18 protein-coding genes and 2 pseudogenes are annotated in these 23,431 nt (G+C 61.5%); 9 read left to right on the forward strand and 11 right to left on the reverse strand.

Features of this window, described 5'->3' with window-relative positions; translation table 11 throughout:
- The first annotated feature begins 177 nt into the window (after positions 1-177).
- Together CVS27_RS09310 and CVS27_RS09315 are read left to right on the forward strand one after the other, a co-directional pair.
- Entirely contained in the window at positions 178-828 is a 651-nt protein-coding gene (locus tag CVS27_RS09310) for an alpha/beta hydrolase (RefSeq protein WP_103465466.1), read from the forward strand.
- Positions 825-1,817 carry an LLM class flavin-dependent oxidoreductase gene (locus CVS27_RS09315; protein WP_103465467.1) on the forward strand — a complete coding sequence of 331 codons (993 nt, stop codon included), beginning with the start codon at positions 825-827 and terminating at the stop codon, positions 1,815-1,817. Before CVS27_RS09310 ends, CVS27_RS09315 begins: the two co-directional genes overlap by 4 nt.
- A gap of 322 nt (positions 1,818-2,139) precedes the next feature.
- On the opposite strand, the pseudogene CVS27_RS09320 reads toward CVS27_RS09315, so the two are convergent.
- A pseudogene (locus tag CVS27_RS09320) lies at positions 2,140-2,358 on the reverse strand (IS1380 family transposase); the annotation flags it as partial.
- A 46-nt stretch (positions 2,359-2,404) separates the two neighbouring features.
- Positions 2,405-4,081, reverse strand: coding sequence for a serine hydrolase (locus CVS27_RS09325; protein WP_103465469.1), 1,677 nt, complete (start codon positions 4,079-4,081; stop codon positions 2,405-2,407).
- A 207-nt stretch (positions 4,082-4,288) separates the two neighbouring features.
- Here CVS27_RS09325 and CVS27_RS09330 point away from each other — a divergent pair, with 207 nt between their 5' ends.
- Positions 4,289-5,236 carry a hypothetical protein gene (locus CVS27_RS09330; protein ID WP_103465470.1) on the forward strand — a complete coding sequence of 316 codons (948 nt, stop codon included), beginning with the start codon at positions 4,289-4,291 and terminating at the stop codon, positions 5,234-5,236.
- Positions 5,237-5,364: 128 nt separating this feature from the next.
- On the opposite strand, the gene CVS27_RS09335 is transcribed toward CVS27_RS09330, so the two are convergent.
- Positions 5,365-6,717, reverse strand: a complete 1,353-nt coding sequence (locus tag CVS27_RS09335; protein WP_103465620.1) for a flavin monoamine oxidase family protein — start codon at positions 6,715-6,717, stop codon at positions 5,365-5,367.
- A gap of 92 nt (positions 6,718-6,809) precedes the next feature.
- Entirely contained in the window at positions 6,810-7,499 is a 690-nt protein-coding gene (locus tag CVS27_RS09340) for an isochorismatase family protein (protein ID WP_306418487.1), read from the reverse strand.
- A 63-nt stretch (positions 7,500-7,562) separates the two neighbouring features.
- Between CVS27_RS09340 and CVS27_RS09345 the strand changes: the two genes are divergently transcribed.
- Entirely contained in the window at positions 7,563-8,510 is a 948-nt protein-coding gene (locus CVS27_RS09345; RefSeq protein ID WP_103465471.1) for a GlxA family transcriptional regulator, read from the forward strand.
- A gap of 45 nt (positions 8,511-8,555) precedes the next feature.
- On the opposite strand, the gene CVS27_RS09350 is transcribed toward CVS27_RS09345, so the two are convergent.
- Complete coding sequence (locus CVS27_RS09350) at positions 8,556-9,146, reverse strand: CGNR zinc finger domain-containing protein (protein ID WP_103465472.1); 591 nt, start codon at positions 9,144-9,146, stop codon at positions 8,556-8,558.
- 96 nt (positions 9,147-9,242) lie between these two features.
- Between CVS27_RS09350 and CVS27_RS09355 the strand changes: the two genes are divergently transcribed.
- Complete coding sequence (locus tag CVS27_RS09355) at positions 9,243-10,310, forward strand: LLM class flavin-dependent oxidoreductase (protein ID WP_103465473.1); 1,068 nt, start codon at positions 9,243-9,245, stop codon at positions 10,308-10,310.
- An 807-nt stretch (positions 10,311-11,117) separates the two neighbouring features.
- Here the strand turns inward: CVS27_RS09355 and CVS27_RS09360 are convergent.
- A pseudogene (locus tag CVS27_RS09360) lies at positions 11,118-12,082 on the reverse strand (acyl-CoA thioesterase).
- 184 nt (positions 12,083-12,266) lie between these two features.
- Between CVS27_RS09360 and CVS27_RS09365 the strand changes: the two are divergent.
- The 4 genes from CVS27_RS09365 to CVS27_RS09380 all read left to right on the forward strand — a co-directional run bounded on the left by CVS27_RS09365 (position 12,267) and on the right by CVS27_RS09380 (position 17,235).
- Complete coding sequence (locus tag CVS27_RS09365; RefSeq protein WP_103465474.1) at positions 12,267-13,853, forward strand: alkaline phosphatase D family protein; 1,587 nt, start codon at positions 12,267-12,269, stop codon at positions 13,851-13,853.
- Between the two features lie 601 nt (positions 13,854-14,454).
- Positions 14,455-15,618 (forward strand): serine hydrolase domain-containing protein, encoded by a 1,164-nt coding sequence (locus tag CVS27_RS09370; protein ID WP_103465475.1) that lies wholly within the window; start codon positions 14,455-14,457, stop codon positions 15,616-15,618.
- A gap of 950 nt (positions 15,619-16,568) precedes the next feature.
- Positions 16,569-17,030 (forward strand): RidA family protein, encoded by a 462-nt coding sequence (locus CVS27_RS21625; protein WP_165788285.1) that lies wholly within the window; start codon positions 16,569-16,571, stop codon positions 17,028-17,030.
- Positions 16,999-17,235: a hypothetical protein gene (locus tag CVS27_RS09380; RefSeq protein ID WP_103465477.1), complete on the forward strand. Its 237-nt coding sequence runs from the start codon at positions 16,999-17,001 to the stop codon at positions 17,233-17,235. Before CVS27_RS21625 ends, CVS27_RS09380 begins: the two co-directional genes overlap by 32 nt.
- Before the next feature lie 488 nt (positions 17,236-17,723).
- Here the strand turns inward: CVS27_RS09380 and CVS27_RS09385 are convergent, their stop codons facing one another.
- The 5 genes from CVS27_RS09385 to CVS27_RS09410 all read right to left on the reverse strand — a co-directional run bounded on the left by CVS27_RS09385 (position 17,724) and on the right by CVS27_RS09410 (position 23,398).
- Positions 17,724-19,247, reverse strand: coding sequence for a CYTH and CHAD domain-containing protein (locus CVS27_RS09385; protein ID WP_103465478.1), 1,524 nt, complete (start codon positions 19,245-19,247; stop codon positions 17,724-17,726).
- A 5-nt stretch (positions 19,248-19,252) separates the two neighbouring features.
- Complete coding sequence (locus CVS27_RS09390; RefSeq protein ID WP_103465479.1) at positions 19,253-19,525, reverse strand: hypothetical protein; 273 nt, start codon at positions 19,523-19,525, stop codon at positions 19,253-19,255.
- Positions 19,526-19,962: 437 nt separating this feature from the next.
- On the reverse strand, positions 19,963-20,625 hold the full coding sequence (locus CVS27_RS09395) for a hypothetical protein (protein WP_133162908.1): 663 nt from the start codon (positions 20,623-20,625) through the stop codon (positions 19,963-19,965).
- 662 nt (positions 20,626-21,287) lie between these two features.
- Positions 21,288-21,848 (reverse strand): nucleoside/nucleotide kinase family protein, encoded by a 561-nt coding sequence (locus CVS27_RS09400; protein WP_103465481.1) that lies wholly within the window; start codon positions 21,846-21,848, stop codon positions 21,288-21,290.
- Between the two features lie 1,304 nt (positions 21,849-23,152).
- Entirely contained in the window at positions 23,153-23,398 is a 246-nt protein-coding gene (locus CVS27_RS09410; protein WP_103465483.1) for a hypothetical protein, read from the reverse strand.
- Positions 23,399-23,431: the final 33 nt, after the last annotated feature.

Raw genomic sequence — 23,431 nt, forward strand, 5'->3', positions numbered from 1 at the left:
GGTTTTCGATGATGACACCCGGAGATGCCGATCATCGAAGGTGAGTGTCGCCGTCGGGCAGTAGGCTGCATATTGTCCAGCAAATAGTTGAAGCTACAAGTAAATGGTGTATCTTTAGAGCATGGGCCGCGTTCTGGTTTGTGGTCACGATGAAGTCAATTACCCCAAGGAGTGCGAATGAACACCACCCTGCGCGACGTGCGCCCGCCCGGCTGGACCGAAAATGACGTTCCTGAGGCGATGGTACTTTTCCTGCACGGCTTCGGTTCCAATGAACTCGATTTGGCTTCACTGGTACCTGCGCTGGGACTCAAGCAGCCCTGGGCATCGCTGCGCGCGCCGCTTGATCTGGGCAACGGTGGCGCGGCGTGGTTTCAAATTACGACGCCTGGTGCCCCGGATGCGGAGCCCGTTGAACAAGCAAGCGAGGCGATCTGGGCTTGGATTGATGCGAACGTGGACCCCGCAACCCGCATAGTGCCCATCGGATTCTCGCAGGGCGGCCTCATGGCAAGCCAACTGCTTCGCACCCGGCCGGAGCGGGTGGTTGCACCGGTTGTGTTGGGAGGATTTGTTCTCGGAGCACCACAGCCCGGAGATGGTGTTCTTCTTGAGCAGCGGCCCGCCCTTTTCTGGGGACGAGGTGCCGAAGACCGAGTCATCGCGCCGGTTGCCATTGCCCGTAGCAGCGAGTTCTTTCCGCAGCACACCAGTCTCAACGAGCAGGTCTACCCTGGGCTGGGCCACGGCATCAATGCTGTCGAGCTCGGCGACGTGCGTGACTTCCTGGCCCTCGAGGTGGGTGCCCACGAGTCGGCCACGGCATGACCCTCGAGACGCCGTTCGAGATCGGCATCTTTACCTTCGGTGAGCGCACCCGCGACATTCTTGAGTGGGCCCGTGTGGCTGATGAGGCCGGGTTGGAAGTTTTCGGTGTCGGTGAGCACCACCGGGAGGACTTTGCCGTTTCCTCACCCGCCGTGCTCCTGGCAGCCGCAGCGGCGCAAACCAAGCACATCCGTTTGACCAGCACCGTGACGGTTCTTTCGAGCGCCGATCCCGTCCGCGTCTTTGAAGACTTTGCCATGCTGGATCTCATCAGTGCCGGGAGGGCCGAGATCACAGCCGGCCGGGGAGCCTACCTGGAGTCGTTCCCGCTGTTTGGCCAGCAGTTGGATCGATACGACGAGTACTTTGAGGACAGGCTCGAACTGCTCCTGCGGATCCGCGACGAAAATCCCGTCACATGGAAGGGGACTACGCGGCCGCCACTCGTTGACGCCGGGGTCTGGCCTCGGCCGGCCCAGGCTTCCCTGCCCATCTGGGCTGCTGTTGGCGGGACCCCGGGCTCGGCCGAGCGGGCAGGGCGGCTGGGCATGCCGCTGTACCTGGCCATCCTGGGCGCGCCGGAACGGTTTGGGCCGCTGGCGCAGTTGTACCGCAGTGCGGCTGTTGCTGCTGGCCGTGGGCCCGGGCGGATAGGTGTCACCTCCCACTTCTATGTTGCGGAGACCTCGCAGGGGGCCAAGGGCACTTTCTTTCCGCACTACTCTTCGTACATTGAGCAGAACATGCCACGGGCGGGCCGGCTGGACCGCCCCAGCTTTGACGCGTGGGCCGGTCCGCGGGGAGCGCTCTTCGCGGGCAGCCCTGCTGAAATTGTCGAGAAAATCCTGTGGGAGCACGAGATTTTGGGGCACACCCGGTTTCTCGCCCAGGTGGGACTCGGCGGACTGTCGCAGGCGGGAACCCTGCGCTCCATCGAATTGCTTGCCACCGAGGTCCTGCCGGCTGTGCGGGCGGCGTTGCAGGGATAATCACTGGAAATTCTGGCCGAGCCGGGTGAACAACATGCGGCACTGCCGTACCGCCCCGCGCCGCTCCAGGCAGTACAGGGATCCGCTTGTAGGACGGGATCACCGCTTCACCCTCGAGTCGAGGAATTTCGGGGGCAACCCCATATAAATCGCAGCTGCGGCAGGCATCTGCAGCGGTATTTTGAATGAGGCGTTGGCGGGATGTTGGACATGAAGCCCGGGGTTACGGTGACGTGGGGCGTCGTTCGCATGGTCCTCCCGCTATCTGGATTCTGATGGGTCTGGTTACTTGCCAAAATCCGCGTGTGTCCGTGGCCTTTCATTGTTTCCAAAGACCGTGGATATCGATGATGATGTCATCGAGATCGACCAGAACGTCGCCGTCCATCCCCACCACGACGGGGGTGTTCGCGGCAAGCCCAGACAGGAACCGGGGCGCTACGACTCCCAGCTGGCGGACGTGCCCGAACGTGAACGTGCGCAGGAACGAGCCCAGCGCCCGGGGTGCGTAGCAGTCGGCGAACAGCCTGCCCATCCCGCCGGCTGGCGCAGCCCCGCATCCAGGACAACTATCGGAGGATCGAGGTTCAGCCGGCCCGGGTGAAAACGCCGAGCCCGTGAGGCTCCTGCCCAGGCCCCGGGAACTTGTTGAAGTACGTCAGGGTGACCCCGGTGATCTGCCCATCCTTGCGGACGAAGACCGCCGAGGAGAGTGAACCGGGGAGCGCATTCTCACCGGTGGGCACGAAGGACAGCATGTCGCCGTTCCACGGATCGATCTTGAACGTGTAGCCGCCCTCGGGGCCGAGCGCGCCGGTGAGGGTACCGTTCTCCTCAGTCACGACGAATTTGCCGAAGTAGGGGCTCGTGTACGTGCCGACGTAGTCGCCGGCCGGACCCGCTGCCGCGGCGCCTGTGGGGGGCTTCTCGCCGACGAGGTCGCCCGCCGGGTCGGCGAAGTCCGCGAAGACGGTGGGCCACAGGTCCAACCAGGGGCGTGTCTCCTCACCGAACTGAACGAGGTCGACGAATTCCGCAACGACCGCCTCCGGAACTCCCGACGGCGCTCCGTTCGTGAGCACGACTATCCCGAGGTTCAGATCGGGGATCATCGTGGCATTGGTGGCGGTACCCCACCCGAATGCGCCGGAGTGGCTGATGTTGACGCGGCCGGTCACGGTGGCACCGACGTTCGTGCCGAAGCCGTAGTGCGAGGTGCGCGATGTCAGGTTCTTGGCATCGCCGCCGGTGATCGAGTGGGCGGAATAGGTCTTTGCGAGCACGAGCGGGTCGATGAATTCAGCGCCGTCGACCTCTCCGTTGGCCAGCACCATATTCATCCACTTCGCAATGTCGCCGGCAGTGGAGGCGACACCGCCTGCGGGAGCCTCGGCATCAGCGTCACGGTCGAACAGCTGCTCGTACTTTCCTTCTCCGGTCCGCGCGTGCATCGCCGCGCGATCATCTGCGGCGAGGTATTCGTCATGGACGGTGGTCGTCGAAGTCATGCCGAGCGGCTCGAACAGCAGTTCGTGCGCGGTCTGCGCCCACGTTTGCCCGCGCGACGCCGCGACCGCTTGGCCGCCCACGGTCAATCCGAAGTTGGAGTACTGGTATGTGTCGCGGAACGACGCCAGAGGAATCTGGTTCATGCGGGCCATGATGTAGTCGACATCGAAGCCGATGTCCTCGAGGTCATCGCCGCCACCGGTTGGAATGCCGGTGCGGTGCGAGAAGAAATCGGCGATCTTTCCATGCTCGGTCACATACGGATCCTTCAGTGCGAAGTCGGGGAGGTATTTGACGACCGGATCCTCCCACGACAGGTCGGCGTCTTCGGTGATCGCTTTGGCCGCAACGCTCGACGAGAGGGGCTTGGACAAAGACGCGATCTGAAACACGGTCTTGACGTCTACGGGTTCCTTCGTCGTTACGTCCCGCACACCGTATCCCTCTTCGAACACAACTTTGCCGTTCGAGACGACAGCGACTCCCGCGCCGGGCACTCCTGTCTGCTTGAGCGCCTTCTCGATGAACTGGGGAAGGGCAGCGACGGCCGCGGCCACTGCCGTGTCACGATCCGTGTAAAGATCGACGACGTCCTGACTGGGTGCTTGGCCGATGGTGACGGCGGGCCCGCTCGAGGACGCCGGTTCTCCGGTTGTACCCGCGGTGCACGCCGCCATTCCCAGCGTGAGTGCTGCCACCGTCGAGACGGCGACAATACGTGCGATGCCCTTGTTCGTGCTGCTCATGCCGTTCATGTCGCTGCCTCCGGTTGACTATCTGCTAGCGGAGTCCATGGCTTCCTACGCGCGCATACGAAGTTATGGCTTCCGGTGCCCATAGAGATAATTGTGCATGGACGGAAGCGGACACAACAACCACCTCTTCCGGACATGGCCTCTAGAGGGCGTCCGGATCCGGTCACATGCGCCATAATGGTTTCTACACGCGCTCCGGAGGTGGACATGGAAGATAGGGAACTGCTCGAACTGATCTACCGCAGCCGCCCTGAGACGGTGGCGGAGCTAGCCACCACTGCGCACGCGGATGAGGGCGAGGCCGCCGACGCCGTTGCGCGTCTCGCGCGCGGAGGTGCGATTTCGGTGCGCGATGGCATGATCGCGTACGCTACGCCGGCGATGTGGACGGCCGACGTCGTCGAACGCGAAATGCGTGCGATGCGGCAGACGGCGGACGAGGCTGCCTCGCGAATCGAGGCGCTCGTTGCAGACCTACCGGCTCTGCTGCGTCACTGGGCTGTGGGCGAGGCCTCCGGTGATCTCGTTCCCGTTTTCGTGCGACATGGGCCGCAGGCGGCAGAAGACCTCTGGTACGACATTGCGCGGGAGGGCAGCGACACGGCCTGGTCAGTGCTTCCCGATCTCGGACGCTACTTGCAGACCGATCCCGCGCGCGCCAGCCGTTTTGCGGAGATGTTCGCCGGCAAGCGATCGGTGCGAGCCATTCTCCCGCGTTCGATGGCAGGGGACGCCCGGCTCGTGGCGATCGCCGAGCGCTACGTGGCCGTTGGGGTGGAGTTCCGCGTTCTCGACGGCCTTCCGAGTTGGTTCTGGATTGATGGCGACGTGCTCGCCTTGCCGATCGAATGGGGCGAGGGGTGGCCGTCCAGCGTGGTCGGAGTCCGTAGCGCGTCCCTCGCCGAGTTGGGCCGAAGCCTGTTCCGCGAGCTCTGGCGACGCGGCGAGCCGGTCGGTGGTGTGGAGCAGCCGTGGGCGCCGCTTCTTGTGCTGATGAAGCAGGGCGTCACTCTCGACGCGGCATCTCGCAGGCTCGGGATCAACCCCCGAACGGGTCGGCGTCGGATTGCGGCGGCAATGGAGCAGTACGGCGTGTCCACATTGTTCGCCTTGGGTGTGGCGTGGGCCGCGGACGGGAAGCCCACCGCGCGCTGAGCGGTGGTGCCTTCGACCGCCGTCGTGTCAGGACGGATCGTAGAATGGCCTCATCATGACTGCGCCACACCTAGGCGCTCGAACCTGCGCCAGAGATTGCGCGAGCACCTTAGAGTCTCGTCGGTCTGTTAGTTCAGTGTGGTGTGGAGGATTTCATCCGCTGCACGGAGACCGGAGCGGATCGCGCCGTCCATGTAGCCGTTCCAGATTGAGGAGGTCTCCGCGCCTGCCCAGTGGATGCGGTCCACTGGGGCAGCGAGAGCCTTGCCGTATTGCGTCCAGGCGCCGGCACCAAGCCGTCCGCCGTAGCATCCGCGGGTGAATTCCTCAGCCGTCCAGTCCTGCTCCACGATGTCGAACGGATCAGCTGCCTTCTCTCCGAAGTACTTCACCAGGGCCTCGATGACGAGTCCGCGGCGTTCCTCTGCGCCCATCAAACTGGCGGTGCGGGCATGGGAGCCTTCAAGGAAGCCGACCAACACCCCGCAGGATCCGTCATTCGGGCTGTTGTCCAAGACGACATTGAAAGCGTCGTCGAAACTCCACACACTGCCGTTGAGTCCGTCCTCGCGCCAGAATGGCGTGTCATATCCGATGTGGAACTTGATGACGGCTCCGGCTGGCATCTGCTGGGTGAGCCCATCGCGCAGCGCGGGAAGGGGAGGGGAGTACCGTATCCGACCGGCCAGCGTTTGCGGTATCGCGACGATGACGTGCTGCGCTGTGACGCTACCGCCCTCATACTCGACGACGACGCCGGTCCCGTTCTGGTGGATGGTCCGAACCACGCTATTGAGCCTTACCGCATTGCCCAGCGCTTCGGCCATCCGTTCAGAAATGAGGTGAGTTCCGCCGACGACCCGTCTCTCTTGGGCACCTCCGGTGGTGTTCATCAGTGAATCCAGACTGGTCCCGGATTTGACGTAGAAAAGAAAGTGCAGGAGTGAAAGTTCGGGAGACTCGGCAGAGAACAGCGCAGGGACGAGGATGCGGAAGAACCGTCGGGCGAGGCTGTCTTCGGTGTGGGAGACGAGCCAGGAGTCAAGGGTCTGGCGGTCCAAGTCATGGGCCCCCTTGGTTTCCCAAGGTTCACCAATCGCCACCGTTGAAGCCAAGTCTTCCAGCTGGTCCCAGAGCCGGCCAACCTCCACGGCCGATTCAGGCGGAAGCCCGAACGTCCTATCCGAGTAGCGAACCAAGTTCCCGTCGAACATGGTCAGGGCTTCGCCCTGATCGAAGCTGTGGAAAGTCTCGAGTCCCAGCTCCTCGATGAGCCCAAGCACCGCATCCTGCGTGGGGCCGACCCATTGGCCTCCCATCTCCACGGGAACTCCGTTGCTGAGAAAGCCACCCATGTTTCGGCCTGCCACCCGGTCACGGGCTTCAAGAACGATCGCTGTCTTGCCTGCCGCTACCAACTTTCGTGCGGCACTGAGGCCGGCTAGGCCCCCACCCACGACAACTACGTCCACGTCAAACATGCCAAGATCCTCCACATACTCATTCAGTCACATAACTAAGGCTGGGGCTGTAGCGATACAGCCCCAGCCTTAGGTCAAAGGCATCTAATTGGTCAGGCTACTGGCGCGAACGCGGCCTGACCCTGCACGGCGGAGGATCCCAGGTCGCCCTTGGGCAGGGCGGCCCCGGACTCGACGGCGTGGATCCAGTCATTCGTGGTGGTAACGGTGGCAAAGTTGGAATGCAGCAGTACCATCAGCGTCTCGTGCAGCTGCTGCGCGCCGACCTGACCAGCCTCGTTCGCTAGGTGGACCGCGCCACTGGCATCGGAGAGCACTTCAACCTCGAAGCCAAGCGGTTCGGCGGCCGCTGCGGTGGCCAGATCGCAGTTGTTGGTCATGTAGCCCACCACTGTGATGGCCTCGATATCGTTGGATCGCAGCCAAGCTTCGAAGTCGGTACCGGCGAAGACACTGGCGTAGCTCTTGACGATATGCTTCCACGAATCCTTGCGGCGGGCGGAAATCTCCGGATGCAGCTTCCAGCCCTCCGAACCCTCGGCGAAGACCGGGGCCCCGGCCGGGTACTGGTGCTGAACCACGGCAACAAGCATCCCCTGCGCTTCGGCGAGATCTATTGCCTTAGTGATGTTGGCCAGGGACTCATGGCGATCTGGGTACTGGATCTCCAGCGGTCCCCCAGCGGTGAAGTAGTCATTCTGCACATCAATGATGACGAGTGCGCGGCGCAGTGCAGCCATGGTGGGCTCCCATTCGTTGTCTTTGGTTGGTGATTCCAGCATGTCATCGGACTCTCAGGTACAGTGAGTGGCGTATATGCACATCTTCGATGGAAATAGGCCAAGATGAAGATTGCCATCCACGCCTTCGACGGCATGACCATGTTCCACCTGGCGACCCCGCTACTCGTCTTCGGCGAAGTCGCGCGGCTTGGCCTGGGCGACGACTGGCAGGCGCGGGTTTTTACCGAGGTCGGCCAGTCGGTGCGCAGTGCCGAAGGGTACGTGATTGGGGACGTCTTCGGGCCCGAGGTTGCCGATGATGCTGACCTTGTGGTGTTTCCATCGTGGTTGTCAGGGTTGCCTGATCCCTCCGAGGCCCTCCTTCGACTGGTACGAGATTCCCATGAGCGGGGAGCCATGATTGCGGGCCTGTGCCTGGGTGCATATCCGGTGGCGTGCAGCGGCGTCCTTGATGGCCGCACGGCGGTGACGCATTGGGATGCCGCCCTGGCCGTGGCGGTCAAGGCGCATGCCGTGGCGTTTGACGACTCCGCGCTCTATATAGACCACGGTGATGTGCTCACCTCGGCTGGCACCGCTTCGGCCTTGGATGCTTGCCTGCATATTGTGCGAACACGTCTGGGTTCGGTGGCCGCGGCGGCCGTGGCGCGTCATATCGTCATCGCCCCGCACCGTGAAGGCGATCAGGCTCAGTACATTGCCCGGCCACTTCAGGATCCTGACATGGACGGGCCCTTGGGCAGGACAATTGAGTGGGCGCTGGCGAACCTGGACCAGGACCTTGAGGTGGAGGCCTTGGCGGCGCACGCCACCATGAGCAAACGGAATTTCACTCGCAGGTTCAAGGAAGTCACAGGGCTTTCACCGGCGCGCTGGGTACTGGGTCGTCGGCTCGACGATGCCCGGCAACTGCTGGAGACCACAAATTGGAGTATTGCCCGCATTGCAGAGTCCTGCGGCTTCGGCAGTCCGGTGACCTTTCGCCAGAACTTCGTCGCGGCCTATGCCACGACCCCGACTTCCTACCGAACCCGCTTCACCAGTCGCTAGGTTTCTCTCGAGGCTCATCCTTGAAGTGCCATGGAAGCGCCCAGGTCATCCGGCCGGAGACGTGTCCAGTTTACGGGCATAGGCGCGATTGGCCCGCTGCCTGGCGCCGCAGCGTTCTGAGCACCACTGCCTCCTTGCATGCGTTCGAACCATGAACCGATCACACGGTGCGGAGGCGCAGCTCGCGATGCGGTGCCCATCCGGGCCGGTCAACAACGCGGCGGCATCCTCGGCGATTTGAGCCATGGCGTGATCGACGAGCTGAGTCGTGGGGTGGTTCGCAACCCGCAGCAGCCCTTTAGTGAAGTCGTATTGCAGCAACGCCGCGCTGGGCACTGCCGTCAAGGCACGGTTGATGCTGTCCATCGACTCAGCGTTGGGCGCAACGCCTTCGGTGTGCGACTCCAGCACCCTGCGGAGGTTCTCCCTTAGATCCGTGAGCTGAAGTTGGCAGTAGGTCAGCAATCCGGTGTCAACGGGTGCGAGGTCGTGCATCACAAGCCATTCGGTGGCATTTTCCGGGTTGTTGAGCTCATCGACCCGGTGCCCGCCGGGCAGCGTTACGATGCTGTTAACCAACGCTAGGCACGGATGTTCGGCGGTGCCTGGGGCGGGGGGCAGGGGGACCTTTGTCATAGTACTCACGGTATCAGTTGCACTTTGGCGTGATAAACCCCTACAGTGGATTATCACGTCAAAAACAACATTATCCCGTGATAAGTGAGGTAGTTCATGAGCAAGCCAAGTCTTTCCGGCACCGCCCCCTTCGTTTTGTCGGTACTCGACAATGCACTTACTGGTGTCGGTGTTTCAGCCCAAGAATCCTACGATGAAGTTATCTCGTTGGCGCAGCTGGCCGATCGGCGAGGATACCAGCGGTTCTGGATGTCCGAACACCATGCCATGCCCGGCGCATCGATCCCATCGCCACAACTCATGATGGCCAGGCTCACCGGCGAGACCACCCGCATCAGGTTAGGAGCGGGAGGGATCATGCTGCCCAACCATGTGCCTCTGGTGATCGCGGAACAGATCGGCATGCTCGAGGCGATGGCCCCGGGGCGAATCGACCTCGGTCTGGGGCGGGCACCGGGCACCGATGGAGCAACCGCTGCGGCCCTGCGCCGCAACCACGCGGCAAATGACAGCTTTCCCGAGCAAGTCGCAGAACTGTTGGGATTCCTGGGAAATGATTTCCCCGAAGGTCACCCCTACAAAGATGTGCCCGCCGTGCCGGGTCCCTGGCAGGCCGAGCAAAACCGGGTCCCGCAACCGGAGACCAGCGCTGATATCTGGATTCTGGGATCATCACCCTACTCCGCACAATTGGCCGCCCAGCTCGGTCGACCGTATGCCTTCGCGCTGCAGTTTGGCAGTGCCGACATCCTGACCGCCCTGCGGATCTACCGCGAGAACTTCCGCCCATCGCGCTTCCTCGCAGAGCCGTACAGTCTAGTAAGCGTTGGGGTTGTCGCCGACGAGGACCGGGTCGAGGCGCGTCGTCAGTCCGCCTCCGGGGCCATGGCCATGTTGAGAATGTTCCAGGGCAAACCCTACTCTCTGCTTCCTCCGGATGAAGTAGAGGCTTATCAGGCCACCTTCCAGGAGCGACAGATTATTGAGGAATACACCGATCGAAACATACACGGAACCGCCGCCGAAGTGGCAAAGGGCTTGGAGAAGCTCCAAGCCCAAACCAGTGTCAACGAGGTGATGCTGGTTGTTAATGGGCATTCGCGCCGCGCGCAAGCGCGCACCGTGGAACTGATTGCTGACCACTACGGCATGCCCACCAACTAAGGCCCGGATTCACCGGAATTGATGGTGAAGGAAAACGGTTACATCACTCCGCGGGACTTGACCAAGTCGACCAAGTTGGACCTCAAGAGGCAAAAGCTTCTTGGGGCATGATCGCCGAATTCCGTGAGCTGGAAGGTCGATGAGACAGGTCGGAAAGCATTTGTTTCTACGGATAGTTCCTTGCTCACCGACGTTGCACGTGCCGGGAGTACGGCGATCGGAGGCTCAATACTTATCCACGCCAACCCTCAAGTGTCATGTCGTTCTAAATCCGTGGCATCTCGCAACCCATGCGCCCGTGAACGGCAAAAGGGGAGTAACTCTTCCGTGCCCTACGATGTCTTTCTTTTTGACTGCGCATCCATTGAAAGCAGGTTCATCAGCGATCCCATATTGCGCTTTGAAGACCACCGTCTGTCCCCACCAGTACATTCCCGGGATCAGGGACCGGTGACATCGGGCGACGCCCCGATAACCGAACGTCGTCAACGTTGGGACGGGACTTTCGTCCGGATAGGAGTCGTGGCCACGGGACTACCACCATGGCCCTTCGCGGCCATTTGTGCAGGTTGGCTAGTCGATGCCGTCAAAGCGACCGCTTCAGGGTTTGTTCGAGCGAGCAGGATTTGTCAGATTGGCCAACAGTGACGGCCGACGGCGGGGCTCACCCCGCGGTAGTCGGCGACATCCTGGTGGTTGAAGCCGGGACGCCGCACCAATTCCGGGCGGCAGGTAAGGCAAGCGGCGCATGGTGTGTATTCACTCATTGCACCGTTTCCAGCTGCCGTGCGCTGCGCCGTCGGACGTTTAGCCTTGCAGCAAGTGGTTCGGGAGCCTGTTCTCGGGTACCCGGCCACGAATTTCGAGCAGATCCCGGGCGTGGGCGTGAAGGCGCTCGTCCTCGTTGGTGACGGGAGCCCACGATGGGACAGGAACCGAGTTTCCGGCGGCGTCCCGTGTCACCATGACGGTCAGGCAGTAAGTGGTCAGGTGTATCTCGCCTCCTTTGGGATCTCCCGAAAGGGCATGCACGGCGACGTGCATGCCCTTCGTCCCGGTGTAAACCAGCCGTGCCTCGACTTCGACAACGTGGCCGATCAGCAACGGCCGGTAGAAGCGGACACCGCCTGAGAACACGGCCACTGTGGCATTTCCGCAGTATCTGGTCGCGCACACATAGGCGGCCTCGTCGATCCACTTCATGACAATCCCGCCGTGTACCTTCCCGCCCCAGTTCACGTCAGTGGGTGCCGCAAGGAACCTCAGGACAACGCGCTCGGCTGTTCCGGCATCGCTATATTCCTGGGCCTTCATGGCGTCCACGATTTCTTCGCGGACCCTAATTCGAGCCAGGGCATCATCGCGCTGTGAACCTCCAGAGCCGTGGTCGGCACAAAAGATATCACCGAGGTGGGCTTGCCGTCCGCATCCACGGCCACGAGAATAACGATGCACTGACTGCGCATCGTGGGGATGCCTCCCCTCGGATCGCCCGAGGACACCACAGTGGGAATATGCATCGACGACCGTCCGGTGTAAACAACTGTCGCCTCAACTTCCACCATGTCGCCACTGTTGACGGGGTCCGCAAAGTGGATGTTACCTACGTAGGCCGTCACACAATAGGACTTGGCCCAGCCGACGGCGGCCGCGTAGGCTGCCTTGTCCACCCACACGAGCACGGTGCCGGCATCCACGGAGCCGCTGTGCCCGACGTCGGTGGGGGCGGCAAGAAAACGGAGGGTTGCGGAATTGGCGACGGTCTCACTCATTGCACGATTCTCTTTAGCTCGAGGGCTGTCGTTTCGTTCTTAAGTCTCATCAGGGGACTCTTGCGTCACAACCGACGTCCTTCCGTCGGGGAAATGAGACTCGATATGAATGTTGATGCGCAGTTAGTCGTATATTCATGACATCCGCAGGACTTGTTAAATCGGCCTTACTAAGTTGGCAGGCATGGATAACATTTCACGTAGAGCAATACTTTCCGCCGGCCTTGGCGCCGGTCTCGTTGTCGCAGTGCCGGGTGCCGCCTTTGCCACTTCCGTGGCGGACAACTCCGGCATTCGTAGCGATCCCTTCCTCCTAGGCATCGCTTCCGGCGAGCCGTGGCCGGATGGATTCGTGATCTGGACCCGGCTGGCGTTGGATCCGTTGGCCGAAGATGGCCTGGGCGGCATGCCCTCCCGGAACGTCGCCGTGGCCTGGGAGGTCGCGGAAGACGCAAACATGCGCACCGTGGTTGCACGCGGCGTGGAGCACGCGCGAATCGAAACCGCTCACTCCGTCCATGTGGAGCTGCGCGGGATGCGTCCGGGCCGCGAGTACTACTACCGCTTCCGCACCGGCCGCCACATCAGTCCCATTGGCCGCACCCTCACCAGTCCGGCCCGGCATGAAACGCCGTCGTCGTTGGCCATGGCATTCGCCAGCTGCTCGCAGTACGAGCACGGCTATTTCACGGCTTACTCAAGGCTGGCCCAGGATCACCCGGACCTGGTGCTGCACCTGGGCGACTACATGTACGAATACAAGAAGGGCAGTTACGTGATCGGCGGCGGTAACCCGCGCGACCACCAGGGGCCGGAGACTTCCACACTGCAGGGGTACCGGCAACGTCACGCACAGTACAAGTCCGATGCCGATCTGCAGGCTGCGCACGCAATCGCACCGTGGCTGGTGGTCTGGGACGACCACGAAGTCGACAACAACTGGGCGGATGAGGTTCCCGAGAATAAGGATGCCAACCAGCTCAACGACACCACTGAGCGTTTCCGGCAGCGCCGGACAGCGGCCTTCCAGGCGTACTACGAGAACATGCCGCTGCGACCCTCGTCCGTGCCGGCAGGGTTCGACATGAAGATCTACCGCACCATCCAGTGGGGCCAGCTGGCCAATTTTCACATGATGGATACCCGGCAGTACCGCGACGACCAGCTGGCCGGCGATGGCTGGCAGAAGAATGTGGCCGAGCGTTTGGCCGAGGATCGTAGCATCACCGGTGACGAGCAGGAGAAGTGGCTGCTGGACGGCTTCAAGAACTCCACACAGCGCTGGGACATTCTGGGCCAGCAGGTGTTCTTCGCGGAGCGGGACAGGAACAAGGCTCTCGATATTGACGACGTCTCCATGGACGGCTGGGACGGCTATGCCGCCTCCCGCCGCCGCATCACCCAAGGCTGGGTGGATGCGAACGTTCGCAACGCCGTCGTTCTGACCGGTGACGTGCACCGCAACTGGGCCAACGATCTCAAGGTGGATTACAAGGATCCAGCATCACCTGTGGTTGGCTCGGAACTGGTGTGCACCTCCATTACCTCCACAGGCAATGGCTCGGGTGCCACCACAGATTCGACCATGGGGTGGAACCCGCACCTGAAGTTCTACAACGACAACCGCGGCTACGTGAACACCAAGATCACCAAGGACGCACTGACCGCGGACTTCCGGACACTTGACTACGTCACGACGCCCGGAGCTGCCGTCAGCACGAAGGCGTCCTTCGTCATCCAGGACGGAATTCGCGGGCTTCAAGCGAAGTAAAAGCTGCAATCGAGACCGGAAGGCCGAGTCATGGCCTTCCGGTCTCCTGTGCAGCCGGAAACTCCAGACTTAAATGTCCATCGGAGCCACGAGTCCGTCAGGGTTCGCATGTGAACGCGCTGACGACTTCACCGGCTCCGGGTTTCTCGAGATTGGGGTTTCAGCCTCGCAGGCAGCGCGGGCACCGGTTCCAATACTGACAATGGCGCAGGTGTGGGTCCGTGTGTGTGTGTGTCGACACCGATGACGTGAGCGTACTTTTCTGCAACGATAGTCATGGCGGTGATCCTCCATTTCAAAGCGTTGATGACCGTTCGGCCAACCTTTTATCAAGCCACGGCAAGGGGCCAGGCTGATGCTGATCCTTCTTGGCGGACAAGCCATCTACAAAGCACGCTGGGTTCACAGCAGCCAGAGTCTCGTCGAGTCACCCATGATGGATCAACATCAATCCTGCCAGCGGGCACCAGGCCTGCCAATAACCATTAGAGAGTCTCGTCGCACTCTTGACCCTGACCCTAGACCTGAGGAACATGGGCGGTACCGGTGCAGCCTGCGCGCTTGTTGACGGCGCCGCCCGACCTAGCAGGGGCGTGATGTCATGTCGGAGTACCCAGAATCCCCATCCGCAGCCCGGCGCCCAATGATCCTGACTGCCATCCTGGCCTTGGTCCTGACCGGCTGCACCGGGGCCCCGCCGGCGCCTGAGCAAAGCAGCGCGGCGGTCGTCAGGTACAAGACCGATTTGGAGGATTTCAGTAGAAACCTGCTGGACCTTGGGGCTGGGGCAGTTTTGATCGAGGCACGGATCAACGGCGACGTCTGGTCGCACGCCGTCGGGGTCCGAAGCGTGGGCAGCCCGGACCCCGCCGAAGTTACGGACCCTACACATATCGCCAGTGTCACCAAGTCCATGGTGGCTGTTTCTGTGCTCAAACTGGTGGAGGAAGGCCTCGTGCAATTCAAGGACCCGGTGGCCAAGCACCTCCCGGAATTCGACAGCCTGGTGAAACCCCCGGGTCCCGTCACGGTAGAGCACCTCCTGCGGCATGAATCCGGGCTCCCCAGCTACGAACAGGCACTCTACACCTCACGTCCCATGCGTCAAGCGTTAACCCAGTCGATATCGGCGGCGGAGGGGCTGGCACTTGCAACGACAATGCCCTGGGTGCTGGCTCCGGGCAGCGGTTCAGACTACTCGAACTCGAACTACCTTGTGCTCGGCCTCCTTCTGGAGCGCCTTCGCGGCCAGCCGGTGGCCGAGATTCTGCGGAACGATGTTTTTGAACCGCTGGGGATGGTCAGCACGCATTTGATGAGCACCGGTACAGTTCCTCCCACGATGGTTCACGGTCATGTCGTCGTTGACGGTGAACGGTTGGACTCGGCCTACTTTGGGGGCATGATGGGCAACGCGGCGGGCGGTGTGGTCTCGACCGTCGCCGACGTAAACACCTTCTATGCGGCCCTATTGGGTGGGCAGCTCCTAAAGCCCGCCACGGTCCGCGAGATGCAGCAGGCCCCCTTTGGCATGGGGCTGATGCGGTGGGTGGACGTTTGTGGAGGCTTTTACTATGGTCATGGGGGCGAAGGGGCCGGGTACCGCACCATGGCACTGAACAGTGCGGACGGCGCAGGGCAAGTGACGATCGCCATCACGCATCCGCCGGAGTCATGGGACCCTGCAGATTTTGATCCCGTCAATCCCTTCGGCGGGGAGGCCCTGATGAGGGCCGCACGCACGGCGCTCGACCTCAGCTGTTAGCTGGACGACACGGGTAAGGGCCTCGGCCTTCTCCATCACTGTGTCCGAGGCTGGCCAGATCGCAAGACTCCGGCTGGGGTACACACCCGACTGGCCCAGGCTGCTCCGGCACGGGGAGTCTGCCCGTTGACCGGATCTTGGGCACCTTGCCAATGGCGTGCCCATAGCCGTGACCCGGTAGTAGTCCCCAGCACCGGCAAATTGCTGGTAGAGCACGCCATAGACCGCAACAAAAGCTACCAACCCAAGATAAAACAGGAGCTCCCTCCCGCAGGAGCGAGAGCCTCTGTCAAGGATGTCGTTCTACATCAGTCAACGATGTCGCGACACATCACATGGTGCCCGGGGCGGGAATTGACCCACGACCAAGAGAAACGCAGGACTCTCATGCCAACAGCCTCCGTTGGCCGCCAAAAACTGCTAGTTTCCACGGGTGGTCGTGACATCGGGGCCCCCTTTCGCATGCCAAGGATTGGCATGGGTTTTCGTTGAAAAACGAGAGCAAAACGTGACGTGCTTCGGCCAAACTTCACCGAAGCTCCTGGTGGTGGACTGTTCGCAGGTTTCGCTCGGGTTGGCCAGACTGCCGGGTGTGTCACGAGGTAGGCCTTCTGGTGCCGTTTTGCCCAGGGGAGTGGATGGAAAAGTCGGTCAATCTCCCTGTTGGCCGGAACGCGAATCAGTCGGTGTCAAGAACCGTGCCGTATGACCGCCCGCTCACCCGACAAGCAACCGGACGGGGCATACGGACACTCCGCGAGCTGATTAATCCCACAGGCAGGTTAGGGCACCACTTGTTTTGTGAAAGACCTTCTTGTGGACCCTCCGATCTGACGCGGGCGGCCGACGACAAGTGCGGCACGTAGGCGATGCCACGCGGCATTAATGCAACGTTGCAAATATCGTGCCAGTCGCTTCTTCCATACGAAAGTCGGGAGAATTCACTATCCATGCCTGAACATCGCTTCAGTCCCCTTCTCCACCAGTCCACGGCACCGTTCTCACACTTCGTGCGACACGGGGATACTGGCTACACCGCCGGAATCATCGGTCAGCGAACCGATGATGGTTCGCTTGTCTCAGACGACTTTGCTTTGCAGTGTGAGGCGATGGTGAACAACCTGAAAACGCTGCTGGGTGAACTCAGCCTGAGCCTTTCGAATGTCCTACGCACCACGATCTACCTGACTGCCTACAAAGATTTGGAAGCGATCAACGCCGCCTTGCCAGGCCCTTGCGTGAGCCGTTCCCGGTCCGCACCACAGTCCAGGTCGCGGCACTCCCGTTGGGTGCGAAGGATCAGATCGACACCATCGTCGGGTTCTAGAACGCATCCGCTCACCCTTCCAGTTACGGGCGGTTCGGTGTCAGAATGGGGCCATGAGCATTCAGGACTGGTGGCCACTACTTAACTCTTCAACCCAGCAATGGTTAATCAACAACAACGGTGACATCGTGCCGCCAAGTATTCTGGATCAGATCATGGCTGTGGCAGGACAACCAACGGCAGACACTTCTTGGGTTGGCGACGACGGGCGCGAAGGATTTTCCCTCTCAGATGAGGCAACCGACTGGATAGAGCTAATAGCGAACGATGAGGAATCAGAGAGCGAATAGCCAATCCGATTCCGCATCAACAATTCATGACTGCAAACGGGCCTATGATCCCGCTTCCGATTCCCGCAACGGACAGGTTGAAGCGACAATGCATCGTCTCGGCGTGGCACGCTACTTCCCGGGGAATCAGCGCTCCACAAGCCAACGCGTTTTTACGACGAAGTACTTGCGAACCGAGAAATCTGGGCCTGTTGGGGACAGGGTGACACACCCGGCGCCTCCAAACGGAATCGGGCAGCGCAGCACACCATTTTGATCGACGCCGATGGCTCCACGGTGTGGGACATCATCACGGACCACGGAAATTACACGGCCTGGCCCTTGGGCATCCTCCGGATTCAGGCCGAGGTCCGCCACGGCTGCACCATCAAGATCCGGACAACCACAGGCGGACGGCGTACGTTTCGCTTGCGCGTTCGTCAGGTTCCGGGCACGGTGATGACCTGGACTGGTGGTATGCTCCGGGGGCAACAAAGGCCCACTTTCGCTCATGACCGGTGGTCGATCCGGAGCCCGGAGGCCTTTTTCCGGGCTTTGATGTATTTCTTCTCCGCAGCGCGAGCGACGCGTTCCTCCACATCGTGGATACGGCGGTACACAAGAGTTGTTCCTTCGGGCAGGGCTGTATCCTCGCCCAGGCTGTCCAGGAATACACGGGCTACCACACTGTCCTGGTGGATGCCCAGAATCCTCTGGAGCCGATGGGCGGACCTGGACAATGTGCGGGCGCGCTTTCCATGGATTCCGGCAACGGATTCGGCGGCGTGCCGTAGCCGCTTGGCATCCTTGCGGACCTGATGGAGTGCAGCATCCCGGGCACTACCGGCTTTGGCGTGTGCAGCGGCCTGGTGTGAGCGGTCTAGGCTTTTGGCCGCCTTGTTAACCAGCCTGGCTGTCTCCTTGCGAGCGGGCCTGAAGGCCCGGGGCCTAGTGGGAGGATGGTCCCGGAAATGTTCGAGGCCGTCCAACAGCCGGTAGTAGCGGTCGGACTCAAGGGTCTTCAGCACCTCCTTGTAGCCGGCGTTGTAGGCGGAACCGAGGGCGTGTTCGACCGGCCCGGACACGGTTCTGGTCCGGAGCCCCTTGGGCAAGTTCCGGAGGTGCTGGCGGAGCCTTTCGCGCATGACCTCGGCATCGCGGGGGCGGCCCAGAATCCGGGCCAGCCATTTCAGGCCATCTTCGAGCGTCCTGACCTCGGTTCTGCTGAAGAGGCCGCGGTACGTGGTCAGGGTGGAGCGGAACCGACGGGTCGCGGATCTCATCCGGTGGAGGGCCTCCGGGCTCCCCAACCGGACCCCGGGGTCCTGAGCGAGTAGTTCGCTGATTTGCCCGTCCAGGTAGGCGGTCACGACATCGAGTACCGGCCCTTTCTTGTGCGACACGCCCGTGCCGGTGGCAACCTCGGGTGGGAAGGCATCCCCTAGCGCCCTAGCAAGTTTCGAGCCGTACCGGGAGCGGTCCGCGCCCGTGGCGGTGAGCGCGTCCGCTGCGGCGGCAAAGAAGTCACTGGTGCCGTGGACAAGTTCGATCTCCCATTCGCGCCAATCCACCCCCGGTCCGGGCGGGTGCAGTGCTTCGGCGTGAACCAAGTCGTCGGCGAAGTCTGCCAGGTGGTTCCCGCCGGGTCCGTAGAGCCGGTAGGTGGTGCGCCCGGTGCTCAGCCGGGCGACGGGCACCAGGTCTTCGCCGCGGGTGTAGACCAGTACGCGGTCAAGCAACTCTTCCGGTACGCTCTCTGGCTGGCCCAGCGGGGCATGGACCTCCTGCCGCCGGTCAAGTCCCACAGGAAGCTTGAGGTTCCAACCGTTGTCGGTACCGCCCGTGCGGCGCCGGAGGGTGATCCGGCGGGCTGCCAAGGCCAAGGTGGCGGTATCGAAGTAGACGGCCTCGAGACGGTCCTGCATCGGTTCCGCGACCCGTTCCACTCCCGGAATATCCAGCAGGGCCGGCAGGGCGCTTGCGGCGTCGGCCTCGTACTTCTGTTCGGTTTCGACGCCCCCCGGGGATGCCATGGCGCTCAGGAACCCGCCCCGGACGCGCCTTCTAGCCGCGCCGCGAAGACCGCAGCGGCGACGTCCTCGCGCAGATAGTAGCGACGGTGATCCGGGTGGGCCAAGGGTTCCAAACGGTCGCGGACTACGTAGTAGCCGCGACCCTCGCCGGGCCCGCCGGCGGCGCGGTCGAATGCATGAACCATGGCCCTGTCAAGGACCTGGTTCGGGCCGCGCTGACGCAGAATGGCCAGCTCCTCGGGCTGTAATGCGTCGATGAATGCCGGGATATTGGGCATGGTGAGCATCCTTTGTCGGCACCGCATCAACATGGGCTGGTCCCCCGTGGGCGTGTCCCGGGAGTGCCATAACCGTTTGCGTCCACCTCGATTGTAGAACCCGAAGGACGAGCCCGGCCAGACCCTGAAAACTCTGCCCGGCAAAGGTCCGGTCACTGTATCCTGCCATGCGATGGTGCAGCGGGTGCCCGTTAGCCGTTCCCCAATCGGGTACCCTTCAGTCTCTGAGTGAAGGGTGTTCGGAAGGCTTGGGTCAGCTGTTCAGGCGACTTCGGAAGCTGACAGCACTCGTGTGATTGCGTCTAACACGCGAGTCGCGGAGATTCCAGTATGTGCGAAGCGTGCGCGTCTCGGCTGGATCTACTCTTCGAGGCTCTGCTCACCGCTGCGAGGCCTAGGCGCGCCGGGCTTGCACGACCGTGGAAGGTGGTCAAGCTTTAGCCGCGGATCGCGGCCGCCACCGCCGTCGGCAATGTCCGCAGCTGTTCGGCAGTAAAGTCTCGGGCTGGGATGTTCGGCCGCTTCCTGAAGTCGGATTGCCGTACGAGGCCGACGGGGATCGGGATTCCGGGGATCGCCTCCACCCCTTGCGCGAGTGCCTCCCGTATTTCGGGCTGCCGTCGATAGTCGGGGAACCTCACCTCGACCTTCGCCGAGACCTCTTTCGAGGAAGCGAAAGCATACAGGGCCACCGGCCACCTCACGCCTCGAGGCGAGGTGATCGAGCAGTTCAAGGACGGGGTCTGTTCTCTGCCGCCGACAATATGGAACCCGGCGGACCGCAATGAGCCCAAAAACTCGAGGATCAGTGGCGTCGCCGGCGGGTCATTTACATCGCACCAGGCCAGGAAGTCTGCCTCTCCCCAGGTCCGCACGCTCGCGGCGGGCGCTGCGGCTTTAGCCTCGACGAGATCGGTACCGTACGCGGTTGGGATGAGGATCTCGACGTCCCCATCCTGAGCATGCGTGAATTCGACGACGATTACCCCCGTTGCGGGGACGGTTACGGCGTTGAGGAACTCAACGATCCGCTTGACGTCGTCGTTCAGATCGTCGACGGCGAGGACAAGATTAAACCGGCCGGATGTGTTAGCGGCCATAAAATCGCCTGCTACTCCTACGAAGGACAGCAGGGTTCCCAGAGTTGCGTGGACGGTCTTCCTGTCGGCTCCCATGCTTCATCCAAACACGGCAACGCTCCTTTTTTCGTTCCCCGTAAGGGAACCCTCTGCCGGACAGCCAATGAGTATTGAGGCCCTTGGCTGGGCTGTCGCTCGTGAATCTGGTGTTACGCATCGCAGTGGATGACAGTGGGTAGTCGGGTTGCCTGACGACGAGCCCTTGATCTGGGATTTGGTTCCGGATCTTAAGGATGAACGAGACCGGTGCCAGCTTCAAAGCCGCACCAGTCTCTCTCCAACGCGAAACGAGTCGTGCTGTTGATTACGGATAAGCCACGATCTGGCCACTGTCGAATCCCAGCTCTTTGACCGAAAATTTGTTTGCCCGGCGTGCCGTGGGCAGCTCAAGCCTTGGGGGTTCCGGATGGAGTGTGTGATCCGGTTCGGGGCTGGCTCCGGGATTTCAGGGCCGGTGCCGGAGGTCACACAGAAAGCCAATATGTGGGGAATGTTGATGGCTCATGCCCAGGTCCTAGCCCGGCTTCATGGGCCTGCTTCGTCAGCAGGGTTGGGTGGCCCGATAGGGTGCAACACCAGTTGGCTCTGCCGTGGCAAGGCTAAGTGGGCGAAGGCGGGTCGCCTCAATCGGTGCGGGACGCGGCCCGCATGGCATCCAGCGCCACCTGCCGTGTCGTGCCGGATCCGTCAATGATGTGCCAGCCCCTTGCCCGCGCAATCTCCAAGTAGGCCTCGCGCGACGATTTCAAGTAGGAAAGAGTCTCGCTGTCCTCCCCGCGCAAAAGGATCCGGGAATGGGCGAGGTCGGCAGAGACGTCAATGAGGATGATCGCATCAGGGCGCGGAAGCCTCGCCAGCAGCCACGGCAAAACGGCTCCTTGGGGCAGACCGCGGACGGACCGCAGGACCAGCTGGCACGCCACATGACGATCCATGACGGTGGTTCCGTGAAATCCGACGGCCCGGGTGTGGGCGAGCAGGACATTGGTGCATCGCACAACCGACTCGAGTCGGTTTGCCCAGGCCGGCGTCAGCGCCGTCCCGAACCGGGCGGCCACACGAGTCATCCAGCGGCGCCCGGCCGGGTTGCGCAGCAGCTGGGCGCGGGCCCCGGAATCGCGTATGGACGCCACGAGGGCAGTTGCAGTCGTGGTCTTGCCAGCTCCGTCGATTCCCAGCAGCACGATGGTCCGGCGGCGCGAGGAATCATCCGAATGGGCATCTGCAGGCTGTGGCTCGGGTCGGTCGGAAAGTGTCGGGGACGCGGCTGGACGGAATGAAGACAAAGGGCTCCGGTTGTTGAATCGGTGGGTGCTCACTCTGTTCCAACGAACAACAGATCGATTCGATGCCGCCGACGGGCTGTGTATTTGCCATGAATAGCACTGGGTCCGCCGCCAAGCGGAACAAATTCAGCTATAGGGGGAGTGAGACGCGATGAGCTGCGAGAGCGCGCGCACCTCCACCATGCCCTTGAATTCGAGTCAGATCTTTCCCAGGCCGCTGATCCACTTGTCCATGGCGGTGTCCGAGGTGGATCGGTACGGACATTCACGCTAAATGGTCATTCGGCGTCGCCAGCGCGTTTGATGGTGCGGTAGACGGTTGAGCGAGATACCGCGAAGAGTTCGGCAAGTTCACCCGTCGGGTGCGTTCCGGCCCGGTGAACAGAGACCAGGTGGGCATCCTGTGTTTCGCAAAAGCTTGGGTTGTTTACCCGGCAGGCGGCCAGCGCTTCCCTGGGTCCGGGACGATCGAAGGTCCTATTGTTGCCAGTACCTTCCCGACCGCGTTCGGGAAGGTGAGAACCACGGAATCTAGCCATTTTTTGCGACTGAATGTTGAAAAAGATGAGTGCCCCGTGCTGAAAAAGATGACCAGAAACTCAGGAAAATTTTGCTGAAAAAGATGAGTAAAAGTTGACTTGGGCAATTTTTGACCTTAAGCGGCTCTGACCTGCGGAACATTACCGCAGGTCAGAGCCATAACCGTGCCACGGGCGGGAATTGAACCCACGACCAAGAGAATCTAGGCGTCTCGATTCTGATGGGTGCTGTTGTCTATCAAAATTCTTGTATTTTCGCGAATTGTCGTCCCATTTTGCTACTACGGCATGTCAGCAATCACCGTAGTCCTCGGTTGAATTAGATGGGTAAAAGATGAGTGGCACCGCTGAAGCCTTGCCATTATTGCGGCCTGACCGCGGCCTCAGTGAAAGGAGGTTCGTCAGCGATCCTCCTCGGGGCAGTACAGGTTTACCGTCCGTGGTTACCATTTGACGCCTGATGCCTGGGCCTGGGCTCTGGTGGGTGGCCTCGAGATTGGGGCGCCGTCAACGCTGGGGAGCCTTGAAGTTCGGCCAGTGCGACGGCTAGATCAGAATGGGGGATATTTCACAGTTGGGAAATGGCTGTTTTGTGTTCCATTATGGAGAACCTCAACTGGGAATACACGCCGGCTCGATTCTCAACAGAATAGAGGACGATCCCTATAGCTCGTGATGCCCGGTGTCTTTGCCTCGTCCGCGCCAATAATCATCCCGCTTTTTCCGCATGAACCACACGAGGTAGACCACCATCGCCACCGTAAGTAGGACTTGGATGATGATGATCGACTGCCATTGGTCGCGAAACTCCGCTGAAAGCAATGTAGGAATCAGGAAGAACGTCACGGATATGACCAAAATAAGTATTTCTGGGACAAGCGAGGGCTTCCGTTGTTGCGGAGAATTCATGGCTCACCCTATCGATTTCAATATAGAAAGATG

This window comes from Arthrobacter glacialis, from assembly GCF_002909445.1.
Lineage (GTDB): Bacteria > Actinomycetota > Actinomycetes > Actinomycetales > Micrococcaceae > Specibacter > Specibacter glacialis.